The following is a 25,749-nucleotide window of genomic DNA, read 5'->3' on the forward strand; positions in this document are numbered from 1 at the left end:
CCAACTTGTTCAGACAAGTTATCTCTGTTTGGCTCCTGCACCCTTGCGCGTCCCCTGGAGAAGCCGTGACCGTGTCCCTGCCGAGAACAGCCGTCCGTGGCGGCGCCCTAGCCGTCGTCGCCGCGCTCGCCCTGAGCGCCTGCGGCGCCGCCCCCGAGTCCACGTCGACCACCGCCGACGGCAAGAGCGCCGCGGACGCGACCTCGGTCGCCGACTTCGGAGGCATGTCGCAGCTGGTCGCCGCGGCGAAGAAGGAGGGCACGCTGAACGCCATCGCGCTGCCCCGCGACTGGGCCAACTACGGTGCCCTCATCGACGGCTTCGAGGAGAAGTACGGCATCAAGGTCGCCGTCGACAACCCGGACGGCTCCAGCCAGGACGAGATCAACGCCGTCACCACCAGGAAGGGCCAGAGCCGGGCGCCGGACGTCCTCGACCTCGGCAGCTCCTTCACGCTGAGCGCCGCCCAGCAGGGGCTCCTCGCGCCCTACAAGGTGGCGGCCTTCGCCGACATCCCCGAGGGCCAGAAGGACCCGAAGGGCCAGTGGTTCAACGACTACGGCGGCTACATCTCCATCGGTTGCGACGCCAAGCGCGTGACCACGTGTCCGACCACCTTCGCCGACCTGCTCAAGCCGCAGTACAAGGGCCAGGTCGCCCTCAACGGCAACCCCACCAAGTCCGGTTCGGCCTTCGGCGGCGTCTGGGCGGCCTCCCTCGCCAACGGCGGCTCCTTCGACGACATCCAGCCCGGCCTCGACTTCTTCGCCAAGCTGAAGAAGAGCGGCAACTACACGCCCGTCGAGTCGACCCCGGCCACCGTCCAGAAGGGCGAGACGCCCATCAGCATCGACTGGGACTACCTCAACGCCGGGTACGCCGACGAGTTCAAGTCCAAGGGTGTCGACTGGAAGGTGTCGGTGCCCAGCGACGGCAAGTTCTCCCAGTACTACTCCCAGGCCGTCAACAAGGACGCCCCGCACCCGGCCGCCGCCCGCCTGTGGGAGGAGTACCTCTACAGCGCCGAGGGCCAGAACCTGTGGCTCAAGGGATACGCCCGGCCCGCCCTGATGCCCGCCATGGAGAAGGCCGGCACCCTCGACAAGACGGCCGCGGCCAAGCTGCCCGAGGTCTCCGGTACGCCCTCCTTCCCGACCGAGGCCCAGCAGGACAAGGCCAAGACGGTCCTCGCACAGGGCTGGGCGAAGGCCGTCTCCGGATGACCGCGACTGTCGAACGGGTCGACGTGGCGAGTGCCGCTGTGGTGAAGCGGCGGCGCCGTCCCCTCGGCTGGCTCGCCGTCGTCCCGCTGCTCGCCTTCACCGCGGTCGCCTTCGGGCTGCCCGCCCTGGCCGTGCTCGACGGCGCCTTCACCGTCAAGGACCAGGCCACGGGCGCCAGTTCGTACTCCACCGAGAATCTGACCGCCTCACTCGAGGGCGCCTATCTGACGGCCCTGCTCGGCAGCGTCAAGCTGTCCGCCGTCTCCGCCTGCCTCGCGGCCGTGCTCGGGCTGCCGCTCGCCCAGGCCGTGGTGACCTCCCGCTTCCGCGCGCTGCGCGAGGCCGTGCTCACCGCGTCCGGGGTGCTCGCCAACTTCGGCGGGGTCCCGCTGGCCTTCGCCTTCGTCGCCACGCTCGGCAACGCCGGTGTGCTGACCCGGCATCTGGGCCTGCGGGACAAGGGCTGGGACCTCTACAGCTTCTGGGGTCTGGTGATCGTCTACCTGTATTTCCTGATCCCGCTGATGGTGCTCACCATCACCCCGGCCCTGGACGGGCTGCGCTCCCAGTGGCGCGAGGCCGCGCGCAACAACGGCGCCACCCCCGCGCAGTACTGGCGGCACGTCGCCCTGCCCGTCCTCGCGCCCTCCCTCCTCGGCGGTCTCGTGCTGCTGTTCGGCAGCGCCTTCGCCGCGTACGCCACCGCCGCCGCCATGGTGGGCAGTTCGATCCCGCTGGTCACCCTGCAGATCGCCGACGCCCTGTCCGGCAACGTGCTGGTCGGCCAGGAGAACGTGGCGCTCGCCCTCAGCCTCGACATGGTCCTGGTCGCCGGACTGGTCATGGCCGTGTACCTGCCCCTGCAACGCCGGAGCGCGCGATGGCTCGCCTGAACCTGTGGCGGTGGGGCGTGCTCGGCCTCGCCGCGCTGTACTTCCTGCTGCCGCTGGCCGCGTCCGTGGTCTTCACGGTCGACGTGCCCGGGCAGGGCATCACCTTCGACGCCTACTCACAGATCGTCTCCGCCGCCGGCTTCACCTCCGGCCTGCTGCTCTCGCTGGAGCTGGCCGCCGCCACCATCGCCGTCGTACTGCTGCTGATGGTGCCCGCCATGGTCGCCCTGCGGCTCGGGGCGCCCCGGCTCGGGCCGGTCGTCGAGGTGGTGTGCTCGCTGCCGCTGGTCGTGCCGCCGATCGCGTTCGTCGCCGGCCTCAGCACCATTTTGAAGTGGGGCCCGGAGCACCTCTCGCGGACGCCGCTGTTCCAGACGTTCGTGGCGATCCAGAACCCCGACTTCCCCGTCGTCCTCGTCCTGGCCTACGTCGTGATGGCGCTGCCGTTCGTGTACCGCGCCCTGGACGCCGGGCTGCGCGCCGTCGACGTACGCACCCTCGTCGAGGCCGCCCGCAGCTGCGGGGCCGGCTGGCCGCAGACGCTGGTGCGGGTCGTCCTGCCCAACCTGCGCGGCGCGCTGCTCAACGCGTCCTTCCTCACGCTGGCCCTGGTGCTCGGCGAGTACACCGTGGCACAACTGCTCGGCTTCCAGCCCTTCGCCGTGTGGATCGTGAACGTCAGCGGCTCGCAGGCGCAGTTGTCCGTCGCCGTGTCCGTGCTCAGTCTGCTCCTGACCTGGGCCCTGCTTCTCGTCCTCGCCGGCCTCGGCGGACGCCGGTCCGCCCCCCGTACCGTCTCCCAGGGATGACCCATGACCACCACGCTCGTCGAGAAGTCCGCCGCGACCGAGGCCGCCACCGTCGAATTCCGAGGCCTGCGAAGGGAGTTCGGGCCGACCGTCGCCCTCGACGGCCTGGACCTGACCGTCCGCCCCGGTGAACTCCTCGCCCTGCTCGGCCCGTCCGGCTGCGGCAAGACCACCGCGCTGCGCATGCTCGCCGGGTTCGAACACCCCGACTCCGGCGAGGTGCTGGTCGACGGCGAGGACGTCACCCGGGTACCGGCCCACCGGCGCGACGCCGGGATGGTCTTCCAGTCGTACAGCCTCTTCCCGCATCTGCACGCGCTCGACAACGTGGCCTTCGGGCTGCGGATGCGCAAGGTGCGTACCGCCGAACGACGGGCGCGCGCCGCCGAGTTGCTGGAGCTGGTCGGCCTCGCGGACAAGGGCGAGCGGTACCCGCACCAGCTCTCCGGCGGCCAGCAGCAGCGCGTCGCGCTCGCCCGGGCCCTCGCCCTGCGCCCGCGCGTGCTGCTGCTCGACGAACCCCTGTCGGCACTCGACGCCAAGGTGCGGCTGACGCTCCGCGAGGAGATCCGGCGCCTCCAGCAGGAGCTCGGCATCACCACGCTGTTCGTGACCCACGACCAGGAGGAGGCGCTGTCCATGGCGGACCGGGTCGCCGTGATGCACGCCGGACGGCTCGAACAGTGCGCTGCCCCGGCCGAGTTGTACGGCCGGCCGACCACCGCCTTCGTCGCCGAGTTCGTGGGCACCATGAGCCGCGTTCCCGGACGGCTGTCCGACGGCACCGTGGAGGTGCTGGGACAGCGGCTGCCGGTCGACGGCCAGGCCCCGGCGGCGACCGACGTGGACGTCCTGGTGCGGCCCGAGGCGGTCGGGGTACGGGCCGACGGCGGAGGTGACGCGCGGGTCGTCGCCACGGCGTTCCTCGGCGCGGCCACCCGGCTCACCGTACGGCTCGCCGACGGTACGGAGGTCAAGGCCGACCTGCCCACGCACGAGGCCGCCGTGCTCGGCGCGGGCGCCCCGGTGAGCGTGTCGCTGCCGGAGCGGCCGGTGCTGGTGGCGGAACGCACCCGCTGAACTCCCCCCACGTAGGAAAGAGACAACCGTGACTCAACTCCCGCTCCAAGCCGTCCTGTTCGACATGGACGGCACGCTCGTCGACACCGAGCGCCTGTGGTGGGAGGCGGTGGAACGCGTCGCCGGCCGGTCCCTGACGGAGGCCGACCAGCCGGAGGTGCTCGGCCGTCCCGTCGAGCACACGGCCGCCTGGCTGTCCGCGGCCACCGGCCTGCCCGTCGCGGATCTCGCCGCCGCGCTCCACCGGGAGTTCGCGGCCCGCGTCCGCACCGGCATCGTGCCGCGCCCCGGCGCGCTCGACCTGCTCGACGCCCTCGCCCGCGACGGCGTCCCCACGGCTCTGGTGACCGCGTCCCCCAGAGCCGTCGCCGACACCGTGCTGGAAGCGCTCGGCGCGAGCCGCTTCGCGGTCTCGGTCACCGCCGACGACACCGAGCACACCAAGCCCGCCCCCGACCCCTACCTCGCCGCCTGCCGCGCCCTCGGCGTCGACCCGGCGGCCTGCGTCGCCGTCGAGGACACCCAGACCGGCGTCAGCTCCGCCGAGGCGGCCGGCTGCACGGTCCTCGCGGTGCCCTCGCTCGCCCCGATCGAGGCCGCCCCCGGACGGACCGTCCTGGCCGCCCTGGAGGGCGTCACCCCGGACCGGCTGCGCTCCCTGCTGCCGTACGAGCTGCGCGTCATGACCTGGAACCTCTGGCACGGCGGCACCAAGGTGCACGACCACCGGGCCAAGCAGCTCAAGGTCATCACGGAGACGGACGTGGACGTGGTCGGCCTCCAGGAGACGTACGGCACGGCCGCCGAGGAACTCGCCGACGCCCTCGGCTGGCACCACCACCGGGCCGGGGAGAACCTCGGCGTCATCAGCCGCCACCCGATCACGCAGCGTTTCGGCGACCCCGACGTCGGCTTCTACGGAGCCGCCGGCGTCCGGATCAGAACCGGCGACGGGCGGGAGGCGGACGTCTGGACGGCCCACCTCGACTACACGCCGTACGGGCCCTACGAGTCCGCCTTCGACGGGCTGGCCGCACCCGAACTGATCGCTCACGAGGAGGTGCGGCTCGCGCAGATGCGAGACACCCTGCGCCGGATCGCCGAGGTGGCCGACGAGGCAGTGCCCGTCGTCCTGGTGGGCGACTTCAACAGCCCCTCCCACCTGGACCGGCCGGCGGTCGCGTGGCCGGTGACCAGGGCGGCCGAGGAGGCGGGCCTGCGCGACTCCTACCGCGAGGCGCGTCCCGACCCCGCCCGGGATCCCGGCCACACCTGGTCCCCGGTCCACGCCGAGCACGAGGACGGCAGCGGCCGGCCGGAGCCGCAGGACCGGATCGACTTCGTCCTCCACCGGGGCCTGCGCGTCCTCGACTCCCGCACGTACGTCAGCGGCCGCCCCCGGCGCTGGCCGGACGTCGAGGACAACGACTGGCCGTCCGACCACGCGGCGGTGATCACCACCTTCGCGCCGGGCCGCCCGGACGGGCCGCCGGCCTGATCCCGTCAAAGCAGTCAAACCACTCGGCCGCACGCCCGTCTCTGGCTACCATCGATGTCATGACCCGACGACATTGATTCACCGCCCGCAACCTCGATGCCACCGGCGTGCGCCGACTGTCGGCCACGCTGTACGGCTACGCGTTCCTCGACGACTTCGTCCTGCTCTACCCGGTGTACGCGCTCCTGTTCAGCGACACCGGCCTGTCCCTGTGGCAGATCTCCTCCCTGTTCGCCCTCTGGTCGCTCACCGGCGTACTGCTGGAGATCCCCTCCGGCGCCTGGGCCGACGCCGTCTCCCGACGGACGCTGCTGTGGCTCGGCCCCCTGCTCACCGCCGTCGGCTTCGCCCTGTGGGTGATCGTCCCGTCGTACTGGGCGTTCGCGCTCGGCTTCGTCCTGTGGGGCGCCGGGGGAGCGCTCGGCTCCGGCGCCCTGGAGGCGCTGGTGTACGACGAGCTGGACCGGCTCGGCGCGGCCCACCGGTACGCGCGTGTGATGGGCCGGTCCCGGGCGGCCCGCGTGCTGGCCACGATGGCGTCGGTGGGACTCGCCGCCCCGGTCTTCGCGCTCGGCGGCTACCCGGCCGTGGGCGCGGCGAGCGTCCTGGCCTGTCTGCTGGCCGCGGCGACGGCGACCCGGTTCCCGGAGCACCGGCTGCCGCCGAAGGACGGAGGCGGGGACGGGGACGACGGCTGGGGCTGGGTGACGACCCTGCGGGCAGGTCTCGCCGAAGCCCACGGGGACCGTTCCGTACGCGGTGCCCTCCTGCTCGTCCCCGCCGTCGCCGCGGTGTGGGGCGCGCTCGACGAGTACACCCCGCTCCTGATCCGCGCCACCGGCGTGGCGGACGGGACGGTGCCTTACCTGATCCTGCTGATCTGGGCGGGAGCCACGGTCGGCAGCCTGCTGGCCGGAGCGGCCGAACGCCTGAACACGACCGGATTCGCCGTAGTGCTGGCGGGCGCCGCACTCGCCCTGGCCGCAGGAGCCCTGACCCGCACCCCGGCCGGCATCGCGCTCGTGGCCCTCGCCTTCGGCGGCTTCCAGCTGGCCGAGGTGCTCGCCGACGCCCGCCTCCAGCAACGGATCGACAGCACCGGCCGGGCCACCCTGACCTCGGTCGCGGGCCTGGGCACCGAGCTGGTCACCCTCGCGGTGTACGGCGGGTACGCGACGCTCGGTACGACGATGGCGCACAGCACCGTCTTCGCGCTGTTCGCGGTGCCGTATCTGCTGACGGCGCTGCTGGCGGCGGCTAGAACCTGGGCTGCCAAGGCACGACCGTGAAGTCACCCGTGCCCTTCTCGACCTTCTCGTAGGGTGCGGAGCTCACACATCTCGGCAGGTCCGCGGGGCCCATGTCCTCGGTCGCCGCCCAGCTGTAGCCGACCCGGTCGGCGTCGCCGGTGTCGTGGACGGTGACGCCGACGCGGTGGCCCTTGATCTCGTCCAGGTTGGTGTCCGTGACCACTCCGGAGACGACGGCCACCTTGCCGCCGGTGACGAGACAGTCGACCTCGGCCTTCGCCCAGGCGCCGGTGCCGTTCAGGTAGTGGCTGAACTCGAAGGTGCCGGTGGCCCGGGACGGGTCGTCGCGGTCCTTCACCGCGAGGTGCGCGTCGAACGAGAACATCAGGTCCTCCCCGGCATCCGGCCGCTGCATCCTGGCGGAGCCGGTGAGCGCGGCGGCCTCCCGCCGCTTCTCCTCGGAGGCGGCGGCGGAGGCGGAGGCCGCCGCGGTCGCGGTCAGCAGCAGCGTGGCACCGAGCACGGCGGTCTTCGTACGACGGTTCATGACGGCCCTTTCAGCGGGTGAAGCGGACGGTCATCACTCTTCCGGCGCCCGCCTCCCGCCACATCGACCCGAAGACGTCACCCCTCCTCCGCCGCCCGGCGGAGCACCCGGCCCCCACCTGCGCCTCCAGGCGGAGCCGCACTACGACTCGCGGCGTGCAACGAATCGCCGCCGAACCGCCGACATGCGCAACGAACCGTTCACGGACGCGCAACGGCTCCTCCTTGTCCACCGAAACCCGCCGCCCGTACCGTCTACGTGGCCCCCGCAACCACCCCTTTCGCCCCGGTGAGGAACACTCATGCGCACCGCCCTGCTCCAGAGCTCCGGCCGCCCCGGCTCGACCGTCGAGAACCTCAAGGTCCTCGACGAGGCCGCGGGCCGGGCCGCCGCAGCGGGCGCCGGGCTCCTTGCCGCGCCGGAGATGTTCCTCACCGGATACGCGATCGGCGACGACATCGGCCGCCTCGCCGAGCCCGCCGACGGTGACTCGGCGGACGCGGTCGCCGAGATCGCCACCCGAAACGGCCTCGCGATCGTCTACGGCTATCCCGAGCGCGCCGCCGACCAGGTCTTCAACTCCGCCCAGCTGATCTCCGCCGACGGCACCCGCCTCGCCGACTACCGCAAGACCCACCTCTTCGGCCGCTTCGAGCGCGACCACTTCACCCCGGGCGACCAGCCGGTCGTCCAGGCCGAACTGAACGGCCTCCGCGTCGGGATCATGATCTGCTACGACGTCGAGTTCCCGGAGAACGTCCGGGCCCACGCCCTCGCCGGTACCGACCTCCTGCTGGTGCCGACCGCGCAGATGCACCCGTTCCAGTTCGTCGCCGAGTCCGTCGTGCCGGTGCGGGCCTTCGAGAACCAGATGTACGTGGCCTACGTCAACCGGATCGGCCAGGAGGGCGAGTTCGACTTCGTCGGGCTCTCCACCCTCGCCGGACCCGACGGAGTCGCCCGCACCCGCGCCGGCCGCGGCGAGGAGCTTCTGCTCGCGGACGTCGACCCCGCGTTCCTCGCCGCGTCCCGCGAGGCGAACCCGTATCTGAAGGACCGCCGCCCGGGCCTCTACGGGTCCCTGGCCTGAACCCTCTCTGTTCTTCGTGTGCAAGGAGTCCCTACCCCATGACGTCCACCGTGCCCAACGCCGCCGAGCACGCAGACGAACGGCAGCCGCCGATCACCATGTTCGGCCCGGACTTCCCCTACGCCTACGACGACTTCCTCGCCCACCCGGCGGGCCTGGGCCGGATACCCGCCACCGAGCACGGCACCGAGGTCGCGGTCATCGGCGGGGGCCTGTCCGGCATCGTCGCCGCGTACGAGCTGATGAAGATGGGCCTCAAGCCCGTCGTCTACGAGGCCGACCGGATCGGCGGCCGGCTGCGGACCGTCGGCTTCGAGGGCTGCGACCCGTCCCTCACCGCCGAGCTGGGCGCGATGCGCTTCCCGCCGTCCTCCACGGCTCTCCAGCACTACATCGACCTCGTGGGACTCGAGACCCGGCCGTTCCCCAACCCCCTCGCGGCAGCGACCCCTTCGACGGTCGTCGACCTCAAGGGCGAGTCGCACTACGCCGAGACAGCCGCCGACCTGCCGCAGATCTACCGGGACGTGGCGCACGCCTGGAGCCGGTGTCTGGAGGAGGGCGCCGACTTCTCCGACATGAACCGGGCCATGCGCGAGCGGGACATCCCGCGCATCCGCGAGATCTGGGCGAAGCTCGTCGAGAAGCTCGACGACCAGACCTTCTACGGCTTCCTCTGCGACTCCGATGCCTTCAAGTCCTTCCGGCACCGCGAGATCTTCGGCCAGGTCGGCTTCGGAACGGGCGGCTGGGACACGGACTTCCCCAACTCCATCCTCGAAATCCTCCGCGTCGTCTACACCGAGGCCGACGACCACCACCGCGGCATCGTCGGCGGCTCCCAGCAGCTGCCGCTGCGCCTGTGGGAGCGGGAGCCGGAGAAGATCGTGCACTGGCCCTACGGGACGTCTCTGAAGTCCCTGCACACCGGCGGCGAGCCGCGCCCGGCGGTGACCCGCCTGCACCGCACGGCCGGCGACCGGATCACCGTGACCGACGCCGGCGGCGACATCCGCACCTACCGGACGGCGATCTTCACCGCCCAGTCCTGGATGCTGCTGTCCAAGATCGCCTGCGACGACTCGCTGTTCCCGATCGACCACTGGACGGCGATCGAGCGGACTCACTACATGGAGTCCAGCAAGCTCTTCGTGCCCGTCGACCGGCCGTTCTGGCTGGACAAGGCGGTCGACGACAGAGGAAATCCGACCGGCCGTGACGTCATGTCGATGACGCTCACCGACCGCATGACGCGCGGCACCTACCTCCTCGACGACGGCCCGGACAAGCCCGCCGTCATCTGCCTCTCCTACACCTGGTGCGACGACAGTCTGAAGTGGCTGCCGCTGTCCGCGAACGAGCGGATGGACGTCATGCTGAAGTCGCTCGGCGAGATCTATCCGAAGGTCGACATCAGGAAGCACATCATCGGCAACCCGGTGACCGTCTCCTGGGAGAACGAGCCCTGCTTCATGGGCGCCTTCAAGGCCAACCTGCCCGGCCACTACCGCTATCAGCGGCGCCTGTTCACCCACTTCATGCAGGACCGGCTGCCCGCCGACAAGCGGGGCGTCTTCCTCGCCGGAGACGACATCTCCTGGACGGCGGGCTGGGCCGAGGGCGCCGTCCAGACCGCGCTGAACGCGGTCTGGGGCGTCATGCACCACTTCGGCGGGACGACCGACCCGGCGAACCCCGGCCCGGGTGACCTCTACGACGAGATCGCGCCGGTCGAACTTCCGGAGGATTAGGTCTAGCTCAACGGTCGCGCAGGGGCGTGAGCAGCATGCGCCCCGCGAGTCCCACCGCCGCGTCCAACCCCTCGGTGAACTCCTCGGCGACATCGGGCAGTCCGCGCAGTGCCCACAGGGCCCGGGCCGCGGTCCAGGTGGCGTCCCGGGCCCGCTCCAGGCTCCACGCGCCGAGCAGATGGGTGAGCGGGTCGGCGATCTGGAGGAGGTCGGGGCCCGGCATCAGTTCTTCGCGGATGCGCTCCTCCAGCGAGACGAGGAGATCGCCCACGCGGTCGAACTCGTCCTCCACATCGGCGGGTTCGCAGCCGAGCGTACGACAGGTGTCCACGACGGCGAGCGCGAGGTCGTGGCCGATATGCGCATTGATGCCCGCGAGCGCGAACTGAAGCGGTCGTACGCCGGGATGGCGGCGGAGCTGGAACAGGGGTCGCCAGCAGGCCGGCGGTCGCCGCTCGCCGGACGCCGCGTCGACGGCCGCCAAGTAGCGCTCCGCGAACCGTACGTCCAGCGTGATCGCGGCTCGCGGGTCCCCGAACCTCCCGGCGTCGATGCGCTGGTCGACCGCCTCGGTGACGGCGAGGTAGACGCGGTTGAAGACGGCGACTCCGTCCCCGGCCGGCAAGGTCGAGTCGAGCGCGCGCATACGGGAGATGACCCCGTCGACGGGGGTGGTGAATTGTTCGCATTGCACCATGAGGGCAGAGTCGCAGCTTTAGGCTGGCCCGGGTACCGGCGGGCCCGACGCTTCCCCAGAACGGGGGAACGCGCCCGTCGCGGGGGAGGGGGAGCGGCACCGTGTCAGGCACACGTGCCCAGCGCCTGGCCGCGCGCCGGGCCGAGCGCAGGCGGGCTGCCCGGCGTGGCGCCATGGTCGCCGCCGCCTCGGTCGTGGTCGCGGTCGGCACCGTGACCGGGATGCTGTCCGCGCTCGACGAAGGGCGTGGCTCCGACGAGGCGGCCAGGCCCGAGGTGACCAGCTCGCCGTATCTGGCGCCTGTGCCCGCCGCATCCACGCCGTTCGCCTCTCCCGGCGCGAGTGAGTCCGCCTCGCCTTCCCAGAAGTCCCAGAAGTCCCCGAAGTCCCCGAAGTCCCCGAACACCTCGAACTCCCCGAAGAAGAAGGCCAGTTCCTCGCCGTCCCCGACGAAGACGGAGCAGCGGGAGAAGCAGCGGCCCGCACCCGCGTCCGCCCGGCTCTACCGCCATCCCGACTCCCAGGTGCTCGACTGGGTGCGCGCCCACGGCGGCGACCCGCGTCACGCGGTCATCGCCTCCCGCATAGCCGACCGGCCGGCGGCCGTCTGGTTCGCCGACTTCACGCCGTCGACCATCACCGCCCGGGTCCGCGCGGTCACCTCGGCAGGCGCGGCACAGGGCCGGGTGCCGGTGCTCGTGCCGTACGCGATACCCGGCCGCGACTGCGGCGGCGCCTCACAGGGCGGGGCGCCCGGCCTCGCCGCCTACGACGCCTGGATCGACGACTTCGCCGCCGGGCTGGGCTCCGGGAAGGTCGTCGTCGTCCTGGAGCCCGACTCGGTCGCCCAGGCCGAGTGTCTTTCGACGGGCGAACGATCCCGCCGCTTCGCCTCGCTGGCCCGCGCGGGCCGCGTCCTCAAGGCCGCCAACCCCGAGGCACGCGTCTACTACGACGCCGGCCACTCCGGCTGGAACGCGGCCGCGAAACAGGCGGGTTGGCTGCGGCAGGCCGGCGCCGCCTCGGCCGCCTCCTCCGACGGCATCTTCAGCAACGTCTCCAACTTCCACCGCACGGCCGACGAGATCGCCTACGACCGCCGGGTCCTCGACGCCCTGGGCGGCCCGGCGAACCTGGGCGCCGTCATCGACACCAGCCGCAACGGCAACGGCGCCCCGGCCGACGGCGAGTGGTGCGACCCGGCCGGACGGAAGCTCGGCCGGGCGCCCACGCTGAACACCGGGGAGCCGCGGATCGACGGCTACCTGTGGGTGAAGCTGCCGGGGGAGTCGGACGGCTGCAAGGGCGCGCCGGGGACGTTCACGCCGTCGTACGCCTACGAGTTGGCGCGCTGAGTTCAGGGCCGTGGGTCGGCAACCGCCGCGGCCCGCCGACCGACCTTCGGCCGGTCGCGGTCGCCCGCGCGCAGTACGCCCGCGAAGGCCACGATCCCGCACGCCAGCACCGTCACCAGACCGAACGACACCGTCAGGCTGGTCACCTCGGCCAGACCGCCGATGGCGCTCGGCGCGATCAGACCCGAGGTGTACGTGATGGTCGCGACACCCGCGATGGCCAGGCTGGGGTTCGGCCCGCTGCGGCCCGCCGCGGCGAAGCACAGCGGTACGACGACGGCGATGCCCAGCCCCATGAGCGCGAACCCGCCCATCGCCACCGCCGGATGGTCCGCCACGACGATGAGCAGGCCGCCCAGGACGGCGAGGAAGCCCCCGGCACGGACCGTGCGCACGGAGCCGAACCGGTCCACGACCTTGTCGCCGGCGAACCGGGCGATCGCCATGGTGAGCGTGAAGCCCGTCGTGCAGGCGGCCGCGAGGCCGGCCGAGGACTCCAGCCGATCGCGCAGATAGACCGCCGACCAGTCCAGGCTCGCGCCCTCCGCGAACACCGCGCAGAACCCGACCGCGCCGATGAGCAGCGCCGACTTGGGCGGCAGCGCGAAACGGGGCGGCGGTTCCTCGTCCTGCGCGGGTTGCAGATCGAGCACCCACGCGCACATGGCCACGCCGAGAACGGTGAGAACGCCGGCCGCCAGCGCGTGGTGCAGCCGGGCGTCCGCGCCCAGGTGCGCGGCGAGCGTGCCGGCCGCCGAGCCGATCAGGGCGCCCGCGCTCCACATGCCGTGCAGCCCGGACATGATCGACCGGCCCAGGCGGTTCTCGATCTCGACGCCCAGCGCGTTCATCGCCACGTCCGCCATGCCCGCCGTGGCGCCGTAGACGAACAGCGCCAGGCAGAGGGTGAGGAGGTTCGGGGCGAGCGAGGGCAGGATCAGCGACAGCGTCCACAGGGCGATCAGGCCGCGCAGGGCGTTGCGGGCGCCGAAGCGGTGGCTGATGCGGCCCGCGAGCGGCATCGCCACGGACGCGCCGAGCGCGGGGAAGGCGAGGGCGAGCCCCAGCTGCCCGGCGCTCACCGAGGCGTGGTCCTGGATCCACGGCACGCGGGTCGCGAACGAGCCGGTCACGGCGCCGTGCACGGCGAACACGGCGGCCACGGCGTACCTGGCCTGCCTCACCTCGCGCTGTTCGTAGAGCACGCCACTCATTCTCCGGTCCCTCCCGGTCATGCCGCCTCGCTGAAGCCGCCGCGTAAACTATCAGGGTCCCTTCCTGATAGATAGGGGATTTACGGCCGTGCCATCCGTACGGCTCAGCCGATCTGGGAGGATCCCGGCATGCCCGCATCCCCGAGCACCGCCCGGGCCATCAACGACGGGCTCGCCCTGCGCCTGCTCCAGCAGGAGGGCCCGTTGACGGCAGGTCAGCTGAAACAGCTGACCGGCCTGTCCCGGCCGACCGTCGCCGACCTCGTCGAACGCCTCACCGCCGCCGGCCTCATCGCGGTCGTCGGGGAGTCGGGCGAGCAGCGACGCGGGCCGAACGCGAAGCTGTACGGCATCGTGGCCGACCGGGCCCAACTGGCCGCGCTGGACGTCCGGACCCAGGGCGTCTCGGTCCTCGTGTCCGACCTGCTCGGGCAGGTGCTCGCCGAGGCGTCCGTGCCGATCGGCGACGACGCGGGGACGGGGCCCGCGGTGGAGCAGGCGGTCACGCTGGTCGAGCGCGTGGCGAAGGAGGCGGGGGCCGACCGGCTGCACACCCTCGGCATCGGCGCGCCCGGCCTGATCGACCCGGCGAGCGGTGAACTCCGCGACTCGTCGGGCCTGCCCGAGTGGCACCGGCGACTGGTGGCCGCCCTCCAGGAAAGGTTCCCTCAGGCCCGGGTCAGCGTCGAGAACGAGACCAACCTCGCGGCGCTGGCGGAACAGCGTGACGGTGCGGCCCGGGACCGGGACACGTTCGTGCTGCTGTGGCTGGGCCTCGGCATCGGCGCCGCAGTCGTCCTCGACGGCACGCTGCGCCGGGGCGTCTCCGGCGGCGCGGGCGAGATCGGCTTCCTGCCGGTGCCGGGCACCACACGGCTGCCCTCCGCCACCGACTGCGACGGCGGTTTCCACTCCCTCGCCGGAGCCGGGGCGGTGGCCGGCCTGGCCGTGGCGCACGGTATGACGGCGGCGCCCGCCGCGCCCGAGCCGTACGCGACGGCGCTGGTCCGCGAGGCGGTCGGCCGGGCCGGCCGGGACCCGTCCGCCGACCGTTTCCTCGACGCCCTCGCCGACCGCGTCGCCCTGGGCGCCGCCGCGGTCGTCTCCGTGCTGGATCCCGGCTGCGTGGTCCTGGCCGGCGAGATCGGCCGCGCCGGCGGCGACACCCTCGCCACCCGCGTCCATCACCGGCTCGCCCGGATGTCCCCCCTGCCCACGGAGGTGCGCCCCAGCACGCTGGGCGGCGGCGCGGTGCTGCGAGGGGCACTGCTGACGGCCCGCGACCGGGCACAGGAGGAACTCTTCGCACCCCGGAAGCCCGGGTAGCCGCACTGGTTGCGGGGCTTGCGTCGGGGTTCCTTTCCGGATGAGGGGCCCGGCGGCGGGCAAGGGCCGTCGTCACCGCCGCCGGACCGGTCTGGAGTGGCCAAAAGGACTAGACCATGCGGATCAAGACTCCAGCAGGCGGGCCGACTTGAGAAGTCCAGCGGCACTTCCTGTGAGTCACCCCACACCGTTCGCCCGCATGGGCGTCGATCCGGCGTGGCACACTTGCCGTGTACCAGAAGCAGCGCACTCCGGGGTCGGTGAAAGTCCGAACCGGCGGTTACAGTCCGCGACCCGGTCGCTTCCAGCGGCCGGTTGACTAGGTGAAATTCCTGGACCGACGGTTAAAGTCCGGATGGGAGGCAGTGCGCGGCGGGCGGGCATTCGTGCGCGCCGCCGTATCGGTTCGTCCCTTGGGCGGGCTCCGTCCGGCGTCGCCCCCGGTGTTCCCGTTCGTACATTCTGTCGTCATCGACAGCCCCGGAGTCCGTGCCCGAAGAGGCAGGAGGACCCGGGAAGTGTTCACCGGAATCGTCGAAGAGCTGGGTGAGGTCACCGCCGTCGAGAATCTCGGCGACGCCTCCCGCTTCCGGCTGCGTGGCCCCGCCGTCACCGAGGGTGCGAAGCACGGCGACTCCATCGCCGTCAACGGCGTCTGTCTGACCGTCGTCGATCACGAGGGCGACGAGTTCACCGCCGATGTGATGGCCGAAACCCTGAACCGCTCCAGCCTGGGCGTCCTCGCCGTCGGCTCCCGCGTCAACCTCGAACGTCCCACCGCCGTCGGCGCCCGCCTCGGCGGGCACATCGTGCAGGGGCACGTCGACGGCACCGGGCAGGTGCTGGAGCGCAAGCTGTCCGAGCACTGGGAGATCGTCAAGGTCTCGCTCCCGGCGGACCTCGCGCGCTATGTCGTCGAGAAGGGCTCCATCACCGTCGACGGCATCAGCCTCACCGTCGTCGACGCCGGCCCCGACTACTTCACCGTCAGCCTCATCCCCACCACCCTCGCCCTGACCACGCTCGGCCTCAAGCAGCCCGGCGACCCGGTCAACCTCGAGGTCGACATCATCGCCAAGTACGTCGAGCGACTGCTGGGCACCCCGGGGGCCGCGCGGTGAACTCCCTCAACTCCGAGGCATTCGTCCTGTTCGACCAGCACATCCTCTGGTCGGACATGATCGGCAACATCCTCGGTCTGATCACCCTCGCCCTCGGCTGGCGCCGCTCCCTGTGGACCTGGCCGGTGCAGTTCCTCTCCGGCCTCGTCCTCTTCGGCGCCTTCTTCGGCCACCTCACCGGGAGCGCCGGCAAGCAGGCCGTCGTCATGGTCGTCGCCCTGTACGGCTGGTGGCAGTGGAACCGCCGCAAGGGCGAGTCCCAGGACGGCCAGATCACCCCGCGCTTCGCCACCTGGCGCGAGCGCGCGGCGATGGTCGCCGCCGCCGCCCTCGGCACGGTCGCGGTGGCGCTGCTCTTCAAGGCGTACCCGACCCTGTCCTGGGACCCCTGGCCGGACGCCTACATCTTCGTCGGCACCGTCGTCGCCATGTACGCCCAGGCGCGCGGCATGGTCGAGTTCTGGTTCGCCTGGCTGCTCGTCGACCTGGTCGGCGTCCCCCTGAACTTCGCCAACGGCTATGCCTTCTCCGGCTTCGTCTACGTCATCTACGGCGCAATCGTCCTGTGGGGCATGCGCGACTGGTGGCTGCGCTCCCGCAAGGCCTCGCAGCCCGTCCTGGAAGGAGCGCCGGCATGACTGCCCGCCCGTCACCCACCACCGCCCTGAACGAGGCTCCCCCAGAGCCGAAAGCCTGGGGGGACCCCCATCGCGCCACTCCTCTTGTCCCACCGATCCTGTACAGCACCGACGGCATCGAGGACTTCGCGCTCGACCCGATCGAGCAGGCCATCGCGGACATCGCGGCCGGCCGCCCGATCGTGGTCGTCGACGACGAGGACCGCGAGAACGAGGGCGACCTCGTCGTAGCCGCCGAGAAGGCGACCCCCGAGATCGTCGCCTTCATGATGAGCGAGTGCCGCGGCCTGATCTGCGCGCCCATGGAGGGCCCGGAACTGGACCGGCTCCGGCTCCCGCAGATGGTCGAGGACAACACCGAGTCGATGAAGACCGCGTTCACCGTCTCCGTGGACGCCTCGGCCGCCCACGGCGTGAGCACCGGGATCTCGGCCTCCGACCGCGCGACCACGCTCCAGCTCCTCGCGAGCGGTACGGCGCAGCCCGCGGACCTGGTCCGCCCCGGCCACGTCTTCCCGCTCCGCGCCAGGCCCGGCGGTGTCCTCGTCCGCAACGGCCACACCGAGGCCGCCGTCGACCTCGCGCGCCTGGCGGGCCTGCGGCCGGCCGGCGCGATCGTCGAGATCGCCGGCGAGGACGGCCGCATGCTGCGCCTGCCCGAGCTGATCCCGTTCGCCCGCAAGCACGGCCTGACGATCATCTCCATCGAGGACCTGATCGCCTACCGCCGCACCTCCGAGCCCACGGTCCGCCGCGAGGCCGAGGTCCACCTGCCCACCGCCCACGGCACGTTCACGGCGTACGGCTACCGCTCCACCGTCGACGGCGTCGAGCACGTCGCCCTCGTGCACGGCGAGATCGGCGACGGCGAGGACGTCGTCGTCCGCGTCCACTCCGAGTGCCTCACCGGCGACGTGTTCCACTCCCTGCGCTGCGACTGCGGCCCCCAGCTGGACGCCTCTTTGGAGCGCATCCAGGCGGAGGGCAGGGGAGTGGTGGTCTACCTGCGCGGACACGAGGGGCGCGGCATCGGTCTGCTGTCCAAACTCCGGGCGTACGAGCTCCAGGAGCAGGGCCACGACACCCTCGACGCCAACCTGGAGCTCGGCCTGCCCGCCGACGCCCGGGATTACGGCGCCGGCGCGCAGATCCTGAAGGACCTCGGCGTCCACAGCGTGCGCCTGATGACCAACAACCCCGACAAGACCGACGCGCTCGTCCGCCACGGCCTCAAGGTCACCGGCCGCGAGCCGATGCCCGTGAAGGCGGGCGAGCACAACCTCCGCTACCTGCGCACCAAGCGGGACCGGATGGGGCACGACCTGCCCTGGCTGGAGACGACCCCCGTCTCCACCTGCGGCAACCAGTAAGAAACCACCAAGGAGAGACGTGAGCGGCAAGGGTGCACCGGAACTGTCCGTACGCAAGGTCGGGGACCTTCGGGTCGCCGTCATCGCGGCGCAGTGGCACGAGAAGGTGATGGAAGGTCTGGTGGACGGCGCCCTGCGCGCCCTGCACGACCTGGGAATCGACGAGCCGACCGTGCTCAGGGTCCCCGGCAGCTGGGAACTCCCGGTCGTCGCCAAGGTCCTCGCGGGCCGCGGCTACGACGCGATCGTCGCCCTCGGTGTCGTCATCCGCGGCGGCACCCCGCACTTCGAGTACGTGTGCCAGGGCGTCACCCAGGGCCTGACCCAGGTCTCGGTCGACACCGGCGTCCCCGTCGGCATGGGAGTCCTCACCTGCGACACCGAGGAGCAGGCCCTGGACCGGGCGGGCATCGAGGGCTCCAGCGAGGACAAGGGGCACGAGGCGGTGACGGCGGCGGTGGCGACCGCGGCCCTCATCCGCTCAGTATCCGAACCGTGGCGTCAGGCGGGCCGGCTCAACGCGTAAAGTGAGCGCCACCATGTCCAATAAGACGTTCGAGGAGCTCTTCACCGAGCTCCAGCACAAGGCCGCAAACGGCGACCCCGCGACTTCCCGCACCGCGGAGCTGGTCGGCAAGGGCGTCCATGCCATCGGCAAGAAGGTCGTCGAAGAGGCCGCCGAGGTCTGGATGGCCGCAGAGTACGAGGGCAAGGAGGCGGCCGCCGAGGAGATCTCGCAGCTGCTGTACCACGTCCAGGTGATGATGGTCGCCCGCGGCATCTCCCTGGACGACGTCTACGCCCACCTCTGAGCCGTACCCCGCACACATCCCCGTACAGAACGAACAAAGGAAGCCGACCTCATGCTGCGCATCGCCGTCCCCAACAAGGGTTCCCTGTCAGGCCCTGCGGCGGAGATGCTGCATGAGGCCGGCTACCAGCAGCGCCGCGAGGCCAAGGAGCTGCGGATCGTCGACCCGGAGAACGAGGTCGAGTTCTTCTACCTCCGCCCCCGCGACATCGCGATCTACGTCTCCTCCGGCAAGCTCGACATCGGCATCACCGGCCGCGACCTGCTGATCGACTCGGGCGCCAACGCCGAGGAGATCCTCCCGCTCGGCTTCGCCCGCTCCACCTTCCGCTACGCCACCAAGCCGGGCACGGCAGGCGGCGTGCAGGACCTCAACGGCATGACGGTCGCGACCTCCTACGAGGGCATCGTCGCCAAGCACCTCGCCGACCAGGGCATCGACGCCTCCGTCGTCCACCTCGACGGCGCCGTCGAGACCGCCATCGAGCTCGGCGTCGCCGAGGTCATCGCGGACGTCGTCGAGACGGGCACCTCGCTGCGCAACGCGGGCCTGGAGGTCATCGGCGAGCCGATCATGAAGTCCGAGGCCGTCGTGATCCGCCGTACCGGCGAGAACGGCGAAGAGTCCAAGGTGCAGCAGTTCCTGCGCCGCCTCCAGGGCGTCCTGGTGGCCCGGACGTACGTGATGATGGACTACGACTGCCGCGTCGAGCAGCTGGAGAAGGCCGTCGCGCTCACTCCCGGTCTGGAGTCCCCGACCGTCTCCCCGCTGCACAACGAGGGCTGGGTCGCCGTCCGGGCGATGGTTCCGGCCAAGGAAGCCCAGCGGATCATGGACGACCTGTACGACATCGGCGCCCGGGCCATCCTGACGACGGCCATCCACGCCTGCCGTCTCTGAGGGATACAGGGAAATAGGGATACAGGGATACAGGGATACCGCGAGATGTCCGAACTGCCCGCCCTCCCCGTCACGTTCCGGCCGGGCCGCACCCGTGTCGTCCTGCTGACCGCCGGCGTCGCGATCTTCGTGGTCATCACCACGGTCGCGATGCTGCTGGAGCAGCTCAGCCCGGGCGAGCGCCTCAGCTTCGTCTTCACCGGGGCGCTCCTGTTCGGCGTGCTGCTGGTGCTGTCCCGGCCGAAGGTCGTCGCCGACGAGTCCGGTGTGACCGTCGTCAACATCGCCAGCAGGCGCCGTCTGGCCTGGGCCGAAATCATCCAGGTGAACCTCCGCCCGGGTGACCCGTGGGTGTTCCTCAACCTCAGCGACGGCACCAGCCTGCCCGCGCTCGGCATCCAGCCCGGCATCGCCAAACAGCGCGCCATCGCCGACGCACGGACGCTGCGAGCGCTCGCCGAGGCCCGTTCCACCGCGGACCCCGAGGCACCTCAGGGCTGACTTCGGGCGGATTCAGGGCGGAATCAGGGCGGAGTCGGGGCTGTTCACCCTGCCGCATCGGCCCCTGTCTTGATTAATCTGTTCGCGGAGGCTTATTCGCTGCGCCTCCGCCCCTGCGCGCCACCCGGCGCACAGGGGTTCCTGCTACGCGAGGAGTGACCCTCTCCGGCGATGGACGGATCGTCCTGTAGTACCTGCGCCGCCCCCTGCCGACATACCGCGGACCGCGACCTCGCAGTCCGCGTGTACGCGGAGGCGGCGGCATCATGACCATCCCCTTGCTGCTCCTCGGAGCGGCCTTCCTGCTGATTCTCGCCAACGGATTCTTCGTGGCGGCCGAGTTCGGCCTGGTGACGGTCGAGGCGACGGACGCCGAGAAGGCCGCCGCCGAGGGCGACCGACGGGCCCGTACGGTCGTCGAATCCCTCAAGGAGCTGTCCTTCCAGCTCTCCGGCACCCAGCTCGGCATCACCATCACCTCCCTCGTCGTCGGCATGCTCGCCGAACCGGCGCTGGCGGAGCTGCTGCACGGCCCCATCACCGCGACCGGCATCCCCGAGGGAGCCGTCCCCGGTGTCGCCGTGACCGTCGGCATGCTGCTGGCCTCGGCCGTGCAGATGGTGATCGGCGAACTGGTGCCCAAGAACTGGGCCGTGTCCAAGCCGATGCAGGTCGCGCGCTTCGTCGCGGGCCCGCAGCACGCGTTCGCGCGTCTGTTCCACCCGGTGATCGCCGGTCTGAACGCGGTCGCCAACCGTCTGGTCCGCGCGATGGGCGTCGAACCCGCCGAGGAGCTGGCCTCCGCCCGCACCCCCGGCGAACTCGTCTCCCTGGCCCGGCACTCCGCACGGGCCGGCGCCCTGGAGCAGGACACCGCGGACCTCTTCGTCCGGACACTGTCCCTGGGCGGGCTGACCGCGCAGCACGTCATGACCCCGCGCGTGAAGGTCAGCGCGCTCCAGTCGTCGGCCACCGCCGAGGACGTGGTCAACCTGACCCGCGCCACCGGTCTGTCCCGCTTCCCCGTCTACCGCGACAGGATCGACGAGGTCGTCGGCATGGTGCACCTCAAGGACGCCCTGGCCGTACCCGTGCGCGACCGGCTGCGCACTCCCGTGGGGCGCATCGCGCGTCCGGCGCTGCTCGTGCCCGAGACGCTCCCGGTGCAGCCCCTGCTCGCCCGGCTGCGCAGCGAGCAGCCCATCGCGGTCGTCGTCGACGAGTACGGCGGCACGGCCGGCGTCGTCACCCTGGAGGACATCGTCGAGGAGATCGTCGGCGAGGTCCGCGACGAACACGACGGCCATGACCTCCCCGAACTCGCCGCCGCCCCGCCGGAGGACGGCAGGCCCACCTGGGAGGCCGACGGCAGCTGCCGGGTCGACGTCCTGCGACGCATAGGCCTCGAGGTGCCCGAGGGGCCGTACGAGACCGTCGCCGGACTGATCGCCGATCTCCTCGGCCGCATCCCGGCCGTCGGCGACAGGGCCGAGCTGCCGGGCTGGCGGCTGTCCGTGCGCCAGATCGGGCACTATCGCGCGGAGCGGGTACGACTCGTGCGCACGGCCCCCGTCGCAGAGGCCGCTGTGTCCACCGTGTCCGCAGTGCCCGCCACCTCTGTCGTGGAGGCCGGCCGATGACCGTGCTCCAACTTCTGTTCGCCGGGCTGCTCGTGCTCGCCAACGGCTTCTTCGTCGGTGCCGAGTTCGCGCTCGTCTCCGTGCGTCGCAGCCAGATCGAACCGCTCGGCACCGCCCGGGCCCGGCAGGTCCTGTACGGCCTGGAGCGGCTGCCGCAGATGATGGCCGCCGCCCAGTTCGGCATCACCGTCTGCTCGCTGACCCTGGGCGCGGTCGCGGAGCCGACCGTGGCACATGTGCTGGAGCCGGTCTTCGAGTGGATCCACCTGCCGCACGAGATGATCCACCCCCTCGGGTACGTGATCGCGCTCGTCTCGGTGATCTTCTTCCACCTCGTCATCGGCGAGATGGTCCCGAAGAACCTCGCGATGGCGGCCCCGGAGAAGGCCGCGCTGTGGCTCAGCCCCGGACTGGTCGCCTTCGCCCGCCTGTGCCGGCCCATCACGGTGGCCCTCGGCGCCTGCGCCCGGGGCATCCTGCGGCTCTTCCACGTCGAGCCCAAGGACGAGATCGAGGCGGTCTTCACCAGCGAACAGCTCAATCGGCTCGTGGAGGACTCCGGCCAGGCCGGTCTGCTCGGCCCCGAGGAGCAGGAACGCCTGGAGGACGCGCTGGAGCTGGGCTCCCGCCCGGTGACGGACGTGCTCCTGAAGCGCGAGTCGCTGATCACGGTCAGCCCCTCGGTCACCCCGGGGCAGATCGTCGAGCTCACCGCCCGCACCGGCTACTCCCGCTTCCCGGTCGCCGCGGAGAACGGCGCCTTCATGGGCTACCTGCACGTGAAGGACGTACTGGACGCGGAGGACTCCGAGCGGGCGGTGCCGCAGCAGATCTGGCGGCCGATGACGACGCTCAGGTCCGAACTGCCGCTGGACGACGCGCTCACGGTGATGCGCCGGGCCGCCACGCACCTGGCGCAGGTGGCCGACGCGTCCGGCAAGGTGCTGGGCCTGGTCGCGCTGGAGGACGTACTGGAGCTGCTGGTGGGCGAGGTACGGGATCCCGCACACCGGGAGGTGCCGGAGGTCCGGGTCGCCGAGCCGCGGGTGAGCGGGGAGCCGGAGGGGGCGCTGGCGAGCTGACCACGGGTGGGGGCTCGGGATCCGTCACATCGTCGACGGATCCTGCGGCCCCCGCCCCGACAGCACCTCGCCGTACGCCTGCATCAGGTCGGGCAGCCGGAGCGTCGACAGGTCGTCCCTGGTCAGCGCCCCCGGATACGTCGACAGCCGCAGATCCCGGTACGCACAGCTCTTCTCGTACAGCGTCCGCAGGAACCGCCCGTTGCCCAGCTCGTCGATCCACCCCTGGTCCACCACATGCCCGGCGATCGAACGCAGCTCGTCGAGGGCCTCCTCGTCCCACACGTCGCCGTTCTCCGTGGCCAGCACCTCGCCGATCGACGTGAGTTCGAGCGGGCGGTACGACGGGAAGTCGACGCGCGTCGTGAAGCGGGACGACAGCCCGGGGTTGGCGGTCAGGAGGCGGTCCATGCCCTCGGGATAGCCGGCCAGGATCACCACCAGGTGGTCGCGGTTGTCCTCCGCGCGCTTCAGCAGCACCTGAAGTGCCTCGTCGCCGTAGGCGTCGCCCTTGCCGTAGCCGGAGTTGGAGAGGGAGTAGGCCTCGTCGACGAAGAGGACGCCGCCGAGCGCGGAGTCGATCAGTTCGTTGGCCTTCACGGCGGTCTGGCCGAGGTACTCGCCGACCAGGTCGGCGCGCTGGGCCTCGACGAGATGGTCGCCGCCGAGCAGCCCGAGGGCGTAGAAGACGCGGCCCAGGATGCGGGCCACCGTGGTCTTGCCGGTGCCCGAGGGGCCGGAGAAGACGAAGTGCCGCTTGGGCGGCTGGACCGGCAGGCCCTGCCCGGCGCGCAGCCGGGCCATGTTCAACTGCGCGGACAACGCCTTGACCTGGCGCTTGACCGGCTCCAGGCCCACCATGCGCTCCAGCTCGGCGAGCGCCTCCTCGAGCAACGCGGGATCGGTGGGTCCGGCGGGCAGCGACGGCGAGGGTTGGTCCTTCTCGCGCACCGCGGGATCACTGGCCGACGGCAGAGGTCCGGAGGCCGGCGTCTCGGGCTCGGTCAGCTTCAGCTCGCGGCCTTCGGTGCCGAAGAGCGGGTCGAGCCCGTCGGGGCCGTCCAGGGCGTCCTGCCCGGCACCGGTGAGCGTGATCGCCGCGAGGTCGGCGGAGTCGTCGTAGCCGTCGCCCTCGGAGATCGCGGCCAGCCGGGCCGAGGTGTCCATGAAGGCCGGGTCGACGCGGTGCACGGCCCGGTACAGGGGGAGGGCGGCCGCGGACCGGCCCGTGCCCTCGTGGGCCCGCGCCAGCCAGTAGCGCAGTTCCTTGCGCTGCGGCTGCTCGCTGCGGCAGCGCATCAGGGCCGACGACAGGAGCGGTTCCGCCTGCCCGTACATCTCCAGCCGGACCCGGGCCATGCCGCCGAACAGGCCCGCCTCGATGCCCAGCATGGGGTCGTTGATCAGCGGGTCGGTGTGCCGGACCAGCTGTTCCCAGTCCTTGACGAGATAGGCGCGGCACGCGTGCAGAAAACGCACCTGTGCGTCGGTGTCCACCGGCGGCAGGCCCGCCAGGGCCCGGTCCAGTTCCGGGACGTGCCGACCGTCCAGCCAGTGCGAGGCGTGCGCGAGGAGCAGATCGCGCGGGCTCTCCAGCACCGGTTGTACCCACCAGCCCAGCCAGTACCAGGAGTTGAGGGTGCGGCGGTGGCGGGCGCGCTGTTCGCCGAAGCGGTCCCGGTGCCGGAACATCCTGAGCAGCGCGGTCGTGGTGTCCACGCGCAGCGCGTGCAGTCCGAGCCAGCCGTCGGCCATCCCGGGATCGATCCGCACCGCGGTGCGGAACTCCTCCTCCGCCTGTGGATAGGCGCCCATGGTGTAGGCGTCCACGCCTCGCAGCCAGGCGAGGTCGGCCGGGGCCTCGGGGCCCCGCGTGCCGAAGTCCATCACGTCCCCCACAAACCGTGCCCCCGTTTGGTTCGCCGGCGGGCCGGTGCCCGTCGGCCGCCTTGGTCCAACCGCTGTGCCGCGGACCGGAGTTGCAACGGTGCGCAGAACAGCCGTCCGTAGGTCGCACCGAGGGCATCGTACCTGCGCGGGTGTCGCCCACCGAAGGGTGCCGCACAGGCCGTTTGACGAGGTGGGGGCAGATGCGCGGGCTCCGCATGGTGACCGAGGGTGAGCGAATGGTGTCGCCCGGCGCCCGAAAAGAGCGCTCAGGGCAGAACGAAGCCCCCGATCACGGGGGAACAACCGGGGGCTTCGCGTCTGCGGGCGACCTCGAAAGGCCGCACATTCAGAACGTAAGACCTGTACGGCCCCTCGGTCAAGCCGAGTTGAAGCACTACGGGAACTTCTCCCGCAAGGCTCTTCACGAGTTCAGCACATTGCGGATGGTCCGTCACCGTGGGTGACGTGCTGGTCCGGTCCAGTGGCCTCAGCAGGCCCCGGAAGCACCTCATATCCCTTCTCGCACTGCCGTACCAATAGGTCGGCGAAGGGCCGGGAGGGGTCGTCGGCGAAGTGCCGTTGTTCCGCCGAGACCCACCCGGCCCAGAACTCCCGCTGCTCCTCGCCGTCCCTGAGGCGTCCCCGGGTCCATGCCTCCTCGCGTGGCACCTCCAGCCACAGCAGGTGGGCCAGATGCGGGCGCAGGGCGCGGCGGCCCGCGCCGACTCCCTCCAGGAGGACCAGCGGTGCGGGCGGCAGCGTGCGCGGCGCCTCGAAGCGGCGGGCGTGCCAGTCGTAGGGGGAGTAGTGCGCGGGCTCGCCGCGCCCGAGCGGTTCGATCACCTCGGTCAGCAGCCGTCCCGTCCAGTCGAACAGCTCCTCGTGGCTGGCGATGTCGTCGAGGCGCAGCACCGGCGCCCCGTCCAGCGCCCGGGCCAAGTGCCCGGCGAACGTGGACTTTCCGGAGCCGGCGTGTCCGTCGATCCCGATCAGGCGGACCGGACCGCAGGACAGGGGCAGGCGGCGGAGCCGGGAGGCGAGGTCGTGGATGGCTGTTCCCGA

24 protein-coding genes and 1 riboswitch are annotated in these 25,749 nt (G+C 71.6%); of the genes, 19 read left to right on the forward strand and 5 right to left on the reverse strand.

Annotated features, from left to right (window positions below; translation table 11 throughout):
- Positions 1–65: 65 nt before the first annotated feature.
- The 6 genes from AB0I77_RS37660 to AB0I77_RS37685 all read left to right on the forward strand — a co-directional run bounded on the left by AB0I77_RS37660 (position 66) and on the right by AB0I77_RS37685 (position 6,792).
- Entirely contained in the window at positions 66–1,223 is a 1,158-nt protein-coding gene (locus tag AB0I77_RS37660) for an extracellular solute-binding protein (RefSeq protein ID WP_363287295.1), read from the forward strand.
- Complete coding sequence (locus tag AB0I77_RS37665) at positions 1,220–2,116, forward strand: ABC transporter permease subunit (protein WP_363287296.1); 897 nt, start codon at positions 1,220–1,222, stop codon at positions 2,114–2,116. The genes AB0I77_RS37660 and AB0I77_RS37665 overlap by 4 nt, the downstream gene beginning before the upstream one ends.
- Entirely contained in the window at positions 2,104–2,925 is an 822-nt protein-coding gene (locus AB0I77_RS37670) for an ABC transporter permease subunit (RefSeq protein ID WP_363287297.1), read from the forward strand. The genes AB0I77_RS37665 and AB0I77_RS37670 overlap by 13 nt, the downstream gene beginning before the upstream one ends.
- A 3-nt stretch (positions 2,926–2,928) precedes the next feature.
- A complete protein-coding gene (locus AB0I77_RS37675) occupies positions 2,929–4,005 on the forward strand; it encodes an ABC transporter ATP-binding protein (RefSeq protein ID WP_363287298.1) in 1,077 nt (358 codons plus the stop codon).
- A 28-nt stretch (positions 4,006–4,033) separates the two neighbouring features.
- Positions 4,034–5,503, forward strand: coding sequence for an HAD-IA family hydrolase (locus AB0I77_RS37680; RefSeq protein ID WP_363287299.1), 1,470 nt, complete (start codon positions 4,034–4,036; stop codon positions 5,501–5,503).
- 107 nt (positions 5,504–5,610) lie between these two features.
- Positions 5,611–6,792, forward strand: a complete 1,182-nt coding sequence (locus tag AB0I77_RS37685; protein WP_363287300.1) for an MFS transporter — start codon at positions 5,611–5,613, stop codon at positions 6,790–6,792.
- On the opposite strand, the gene AB0I77_RS37690 is transcribed toward AB0I77_RS37685, so the two are convergent.
- Entirely contained in the window at positions 6,761–7,300 is a 540-nt protein-coding gene (locus AB0I77_RS37690) for a Repetin (protein ID WP_363287301.1), read from the reverse strand. The two genes, AB0I77_RS37685 and AB0I77_RS37690, sit on opposite strands and share 32 nt — an antisense overlap.
- Before the next feature lie 301 nt (positions 7,301–7,601).
- Here AB0I77_RS37690 and AB0I77_RS37695 point away from each other — a divergent pair, with 301 nt between their 5' ends.
- Positions 7,602–8,390 carry a carbon-nitrogen hydrolase family protein gene (locus AB0I77_RS37695; RefSeq protein WP_363287302.1) on the forward strand — a complete coding sequence of 263 codons (789 nt, stop codon included), beginning with the start codon at positions 7,602–7,604 and terminating at the stop codon, positions 8,388–8,390.
- Positions 8,391–8,428: 38 nt separating this feature from the next.
- On the forward strand, positions 8,429–10,141 hold the full coding sequence (locus AB0I77_RS37700; RefSeq protein WP_363287303.1) for an NAD(P)/FAD-dependent oxidoreductase: 1,713 nt from the start codon (positions 8,429–8,431) through the stop codon (positions 10,139–10,141).
- A gap of 7 nt (positions 10,142–10,148) precedes the next feature.
- Here the strand turns inward: AB0I77_RS37700 and AB0I77_RS37705 are convergent, their stop codons facing one another.
- A complete protein-coding gene (locus AB0I77_RS37705) occupies positions 10,149–10,838 on the reverse strand; it encodes a DUF5995 family protein (RefSeq protein WP_363287304.1) in 690 nt (229 codons plus the stop codon).
- Between the two features lie 173 nt (positions 10,839–11,011).
- Between AB0I77_RS37705 and AB0I77_RS37710 the strand changes: the two genes are divergently transcribed.
- Entirely contained in the window at positions 11,012–12,193 is a 1,182-nt protein-coding gene (locus tag AB0I77_RS37710; protein ID WP_363287382.1) for a glycoside hydrolase family 6 protein, read from the forward strand.
- A 2-nt stretch (positions 12,194–12,195) separates the two neighbouring features.
- Here AB0I77_RS37710 and AB0I77_RS37715 read toward each other — a convergent pair whose 3' ends face one another.
- On the reverse strand, positions 12,196–13,407 hold the full coding sequence (locus AB0I77_RS37715; RefSeq protein WP_363287305.1) for an MFS transporter: 1,212 nt from the start codon (positions 13,405–13,407) through the stop codon (positions 12,196–12,198).
- Between the two features lie 129 nt (positions 13,408–13,536).
- Between AB0I77_RS37715 and AB0I77_RS37720 the strand changes: the two genes are divergently transcribed.
- The 10 genes from AB0I77_RS37720 (at position 13,537) to AB0I77_RS37765 (ending at position 22,797) form a co-directional block, all read left to right on the forward strand.
- Complete coding sequence (locus tag AB0I77_RS37720; protein WP_363287306.1) at positions 13,537–14,733, forward strand: ROK family transcriptional regulator; 1,197 nt, start codon at positions 13,537–13,539, stop codon at positions 14,731–14,733.
- Positions 14,734–14,975: 242 nt separating this feature from the next.
- Positions 14,976–15,106: riboswitch (FMN riboswitch) on the forward strand.
- Between the two features lie 145 nt (positions 15,107–15,251).
- A complete protein-coding gene (locus AB0I77_RS37725) occupies positions 15,252–15,854 on the forward strand; it encodes a riboflavin synthase (protein WP_363287307.1) in 603 nt (200 codons plus the stop codon).
- Positions 15,851–16,492 (forward strand): nicotinamide mononucleotide transporter family protein, encoded by a 642-nt coding sequence (locus AB0I77_RS37730; protein WP_363287308.1) that lies wholly within the window; start codon positions 15,851–15,853, stop codon positions 16,490–16,492. Before AB0I77_RS37725 ends, AB0I77_RS37730 begins: the two co-directional genes overlap by 4 nt.
- Positions 16,489–17,862: a bifunctional 3,4-dihydroxy-2-butanone-4-phosphate synthase/GTP cyclohydrolase II gene (locus tag AB0I77_RS37735; protein ID WP_363287309.1), complete on the forward strand. Its 1,374-nt coding sequence runs from the start codon at positions 16,489–16,491 to the stop codon at positions 17,860–17,862. Before AB0I77_RS37730 ends, AB0I77_RS37735 begins: the two co-directional genes overlap by 4 nt.
- A 19-nt stretch (positions 17,863–17,881) precedes the next feature.
- Entirely contained in the window at positions 17,882–18,388 is a 507-nt protein-coding gene (ribH, locus tag AB0I77_RS37740; RefSeq protein WP_363287310.1) for a 6,7-dimethyl-8-ribityllumazine synthase, read from the forward strand.
- 13 nt (positions 18,389–18,401) lie between these two features.
- A complete protein-coding gene (locus AB0I77_RS37745; RefSeq protein WP_020117406.1) occupies positions 18,402–18,674 on the forward strand; it encodes a phosphoribosyl-ATP diphosphatase in 273 nt (90 codons plus the stop codon).
- Positions 18,675–18,725: 51 nt separating this feature from the next.
- Positions 18,726–19,574, forward strand: coding sequence for an ATP phosphoribosyltransferase (hisG, locus tag AB0I77_RS37750; protein WP_363287311.1), 849 nt, complete (start codon positions 18,726–18,728; stop codon positions 19,572–19,574).
- A gap of 45 nt (positions 19,575–19,619) precedes the next feature.
- Positions 19,620–20,075, forward strand: coding sequence for a PH domain-containing protein (locus AB0I77_RS37755; RefSeq protein WP_363287312.1), 456 nt, complete (start codon positions 19,620–19,622; stop codon positions 20,073–20,075).
- Between the two features lie 266 nt (positions 20,076–20,341).
- Positions 20,342–21,715, forward strand: coding sequence for a hemolysin family protein (locus tag AB0I77_RS37760; protein WP_363287313.1), 1,374 nt, complete (start codon positions 20,342–20,344; stop codon positions 21,713–21,715).
- Positions 21,712–22,797 (forward strand): hemolysin family protein, encoded by a 1,086-nt coding sequence (locus AB0I77_RS37765; RefSeq protein ID WP_363287314.1) that lies wholly within the window; start codon positions 21,712–21,714, stop codon positions 22,795–22,797. The genes AB0I77_RS37760 and AB0I77_RS37765 overlap by 4 nt, the downstream gene beginning before the upstream one ends.
- Positions 22,798–22,821: 24 nt before the next feature.
- Here AB0I77_RS37765 and AB0I77_RS37770 read toward each other — a convergent pair whose 3' ends face one another.
- Together AB0I77_RS37770 and AB0I77_RS37775 are read right to left on the reverse strand one after the other, a co-directional pair.
- Positions 22,822–24,684 (reverse strand): AAA family ATPase, encoded by a 1,863-nt coding sequence (locus AB0I77_RS37770; protein ID WP_363287315.1) that lies wholly within the window; start codon positions 24,682–24,684, stop codon positions 22,822–22,824.
- A gap of 432 nt (positions 24,685–25,116) precedes the next feature.
- Positions 25,117–25,737, reverse strand: coding sequence for a hypothetical protein (locus AB0I77_RS37775; protein ID WP_363287383.1), 621 nt, complete (start codon positions 25,735–25,737; stop codon positions 25,117–25,119).
- Positions 25,738–25,749 lie beyond the last annotated feature (12 nt).

The organism is Streptomyces sp. NPDC050619 (assembly GCF_040654815.1).
Classification (GTDB): Bacteria; Actinomycetota; Actinomycetes; order Streptomycetales; family Streptomycetaceae; genus Streptomyces.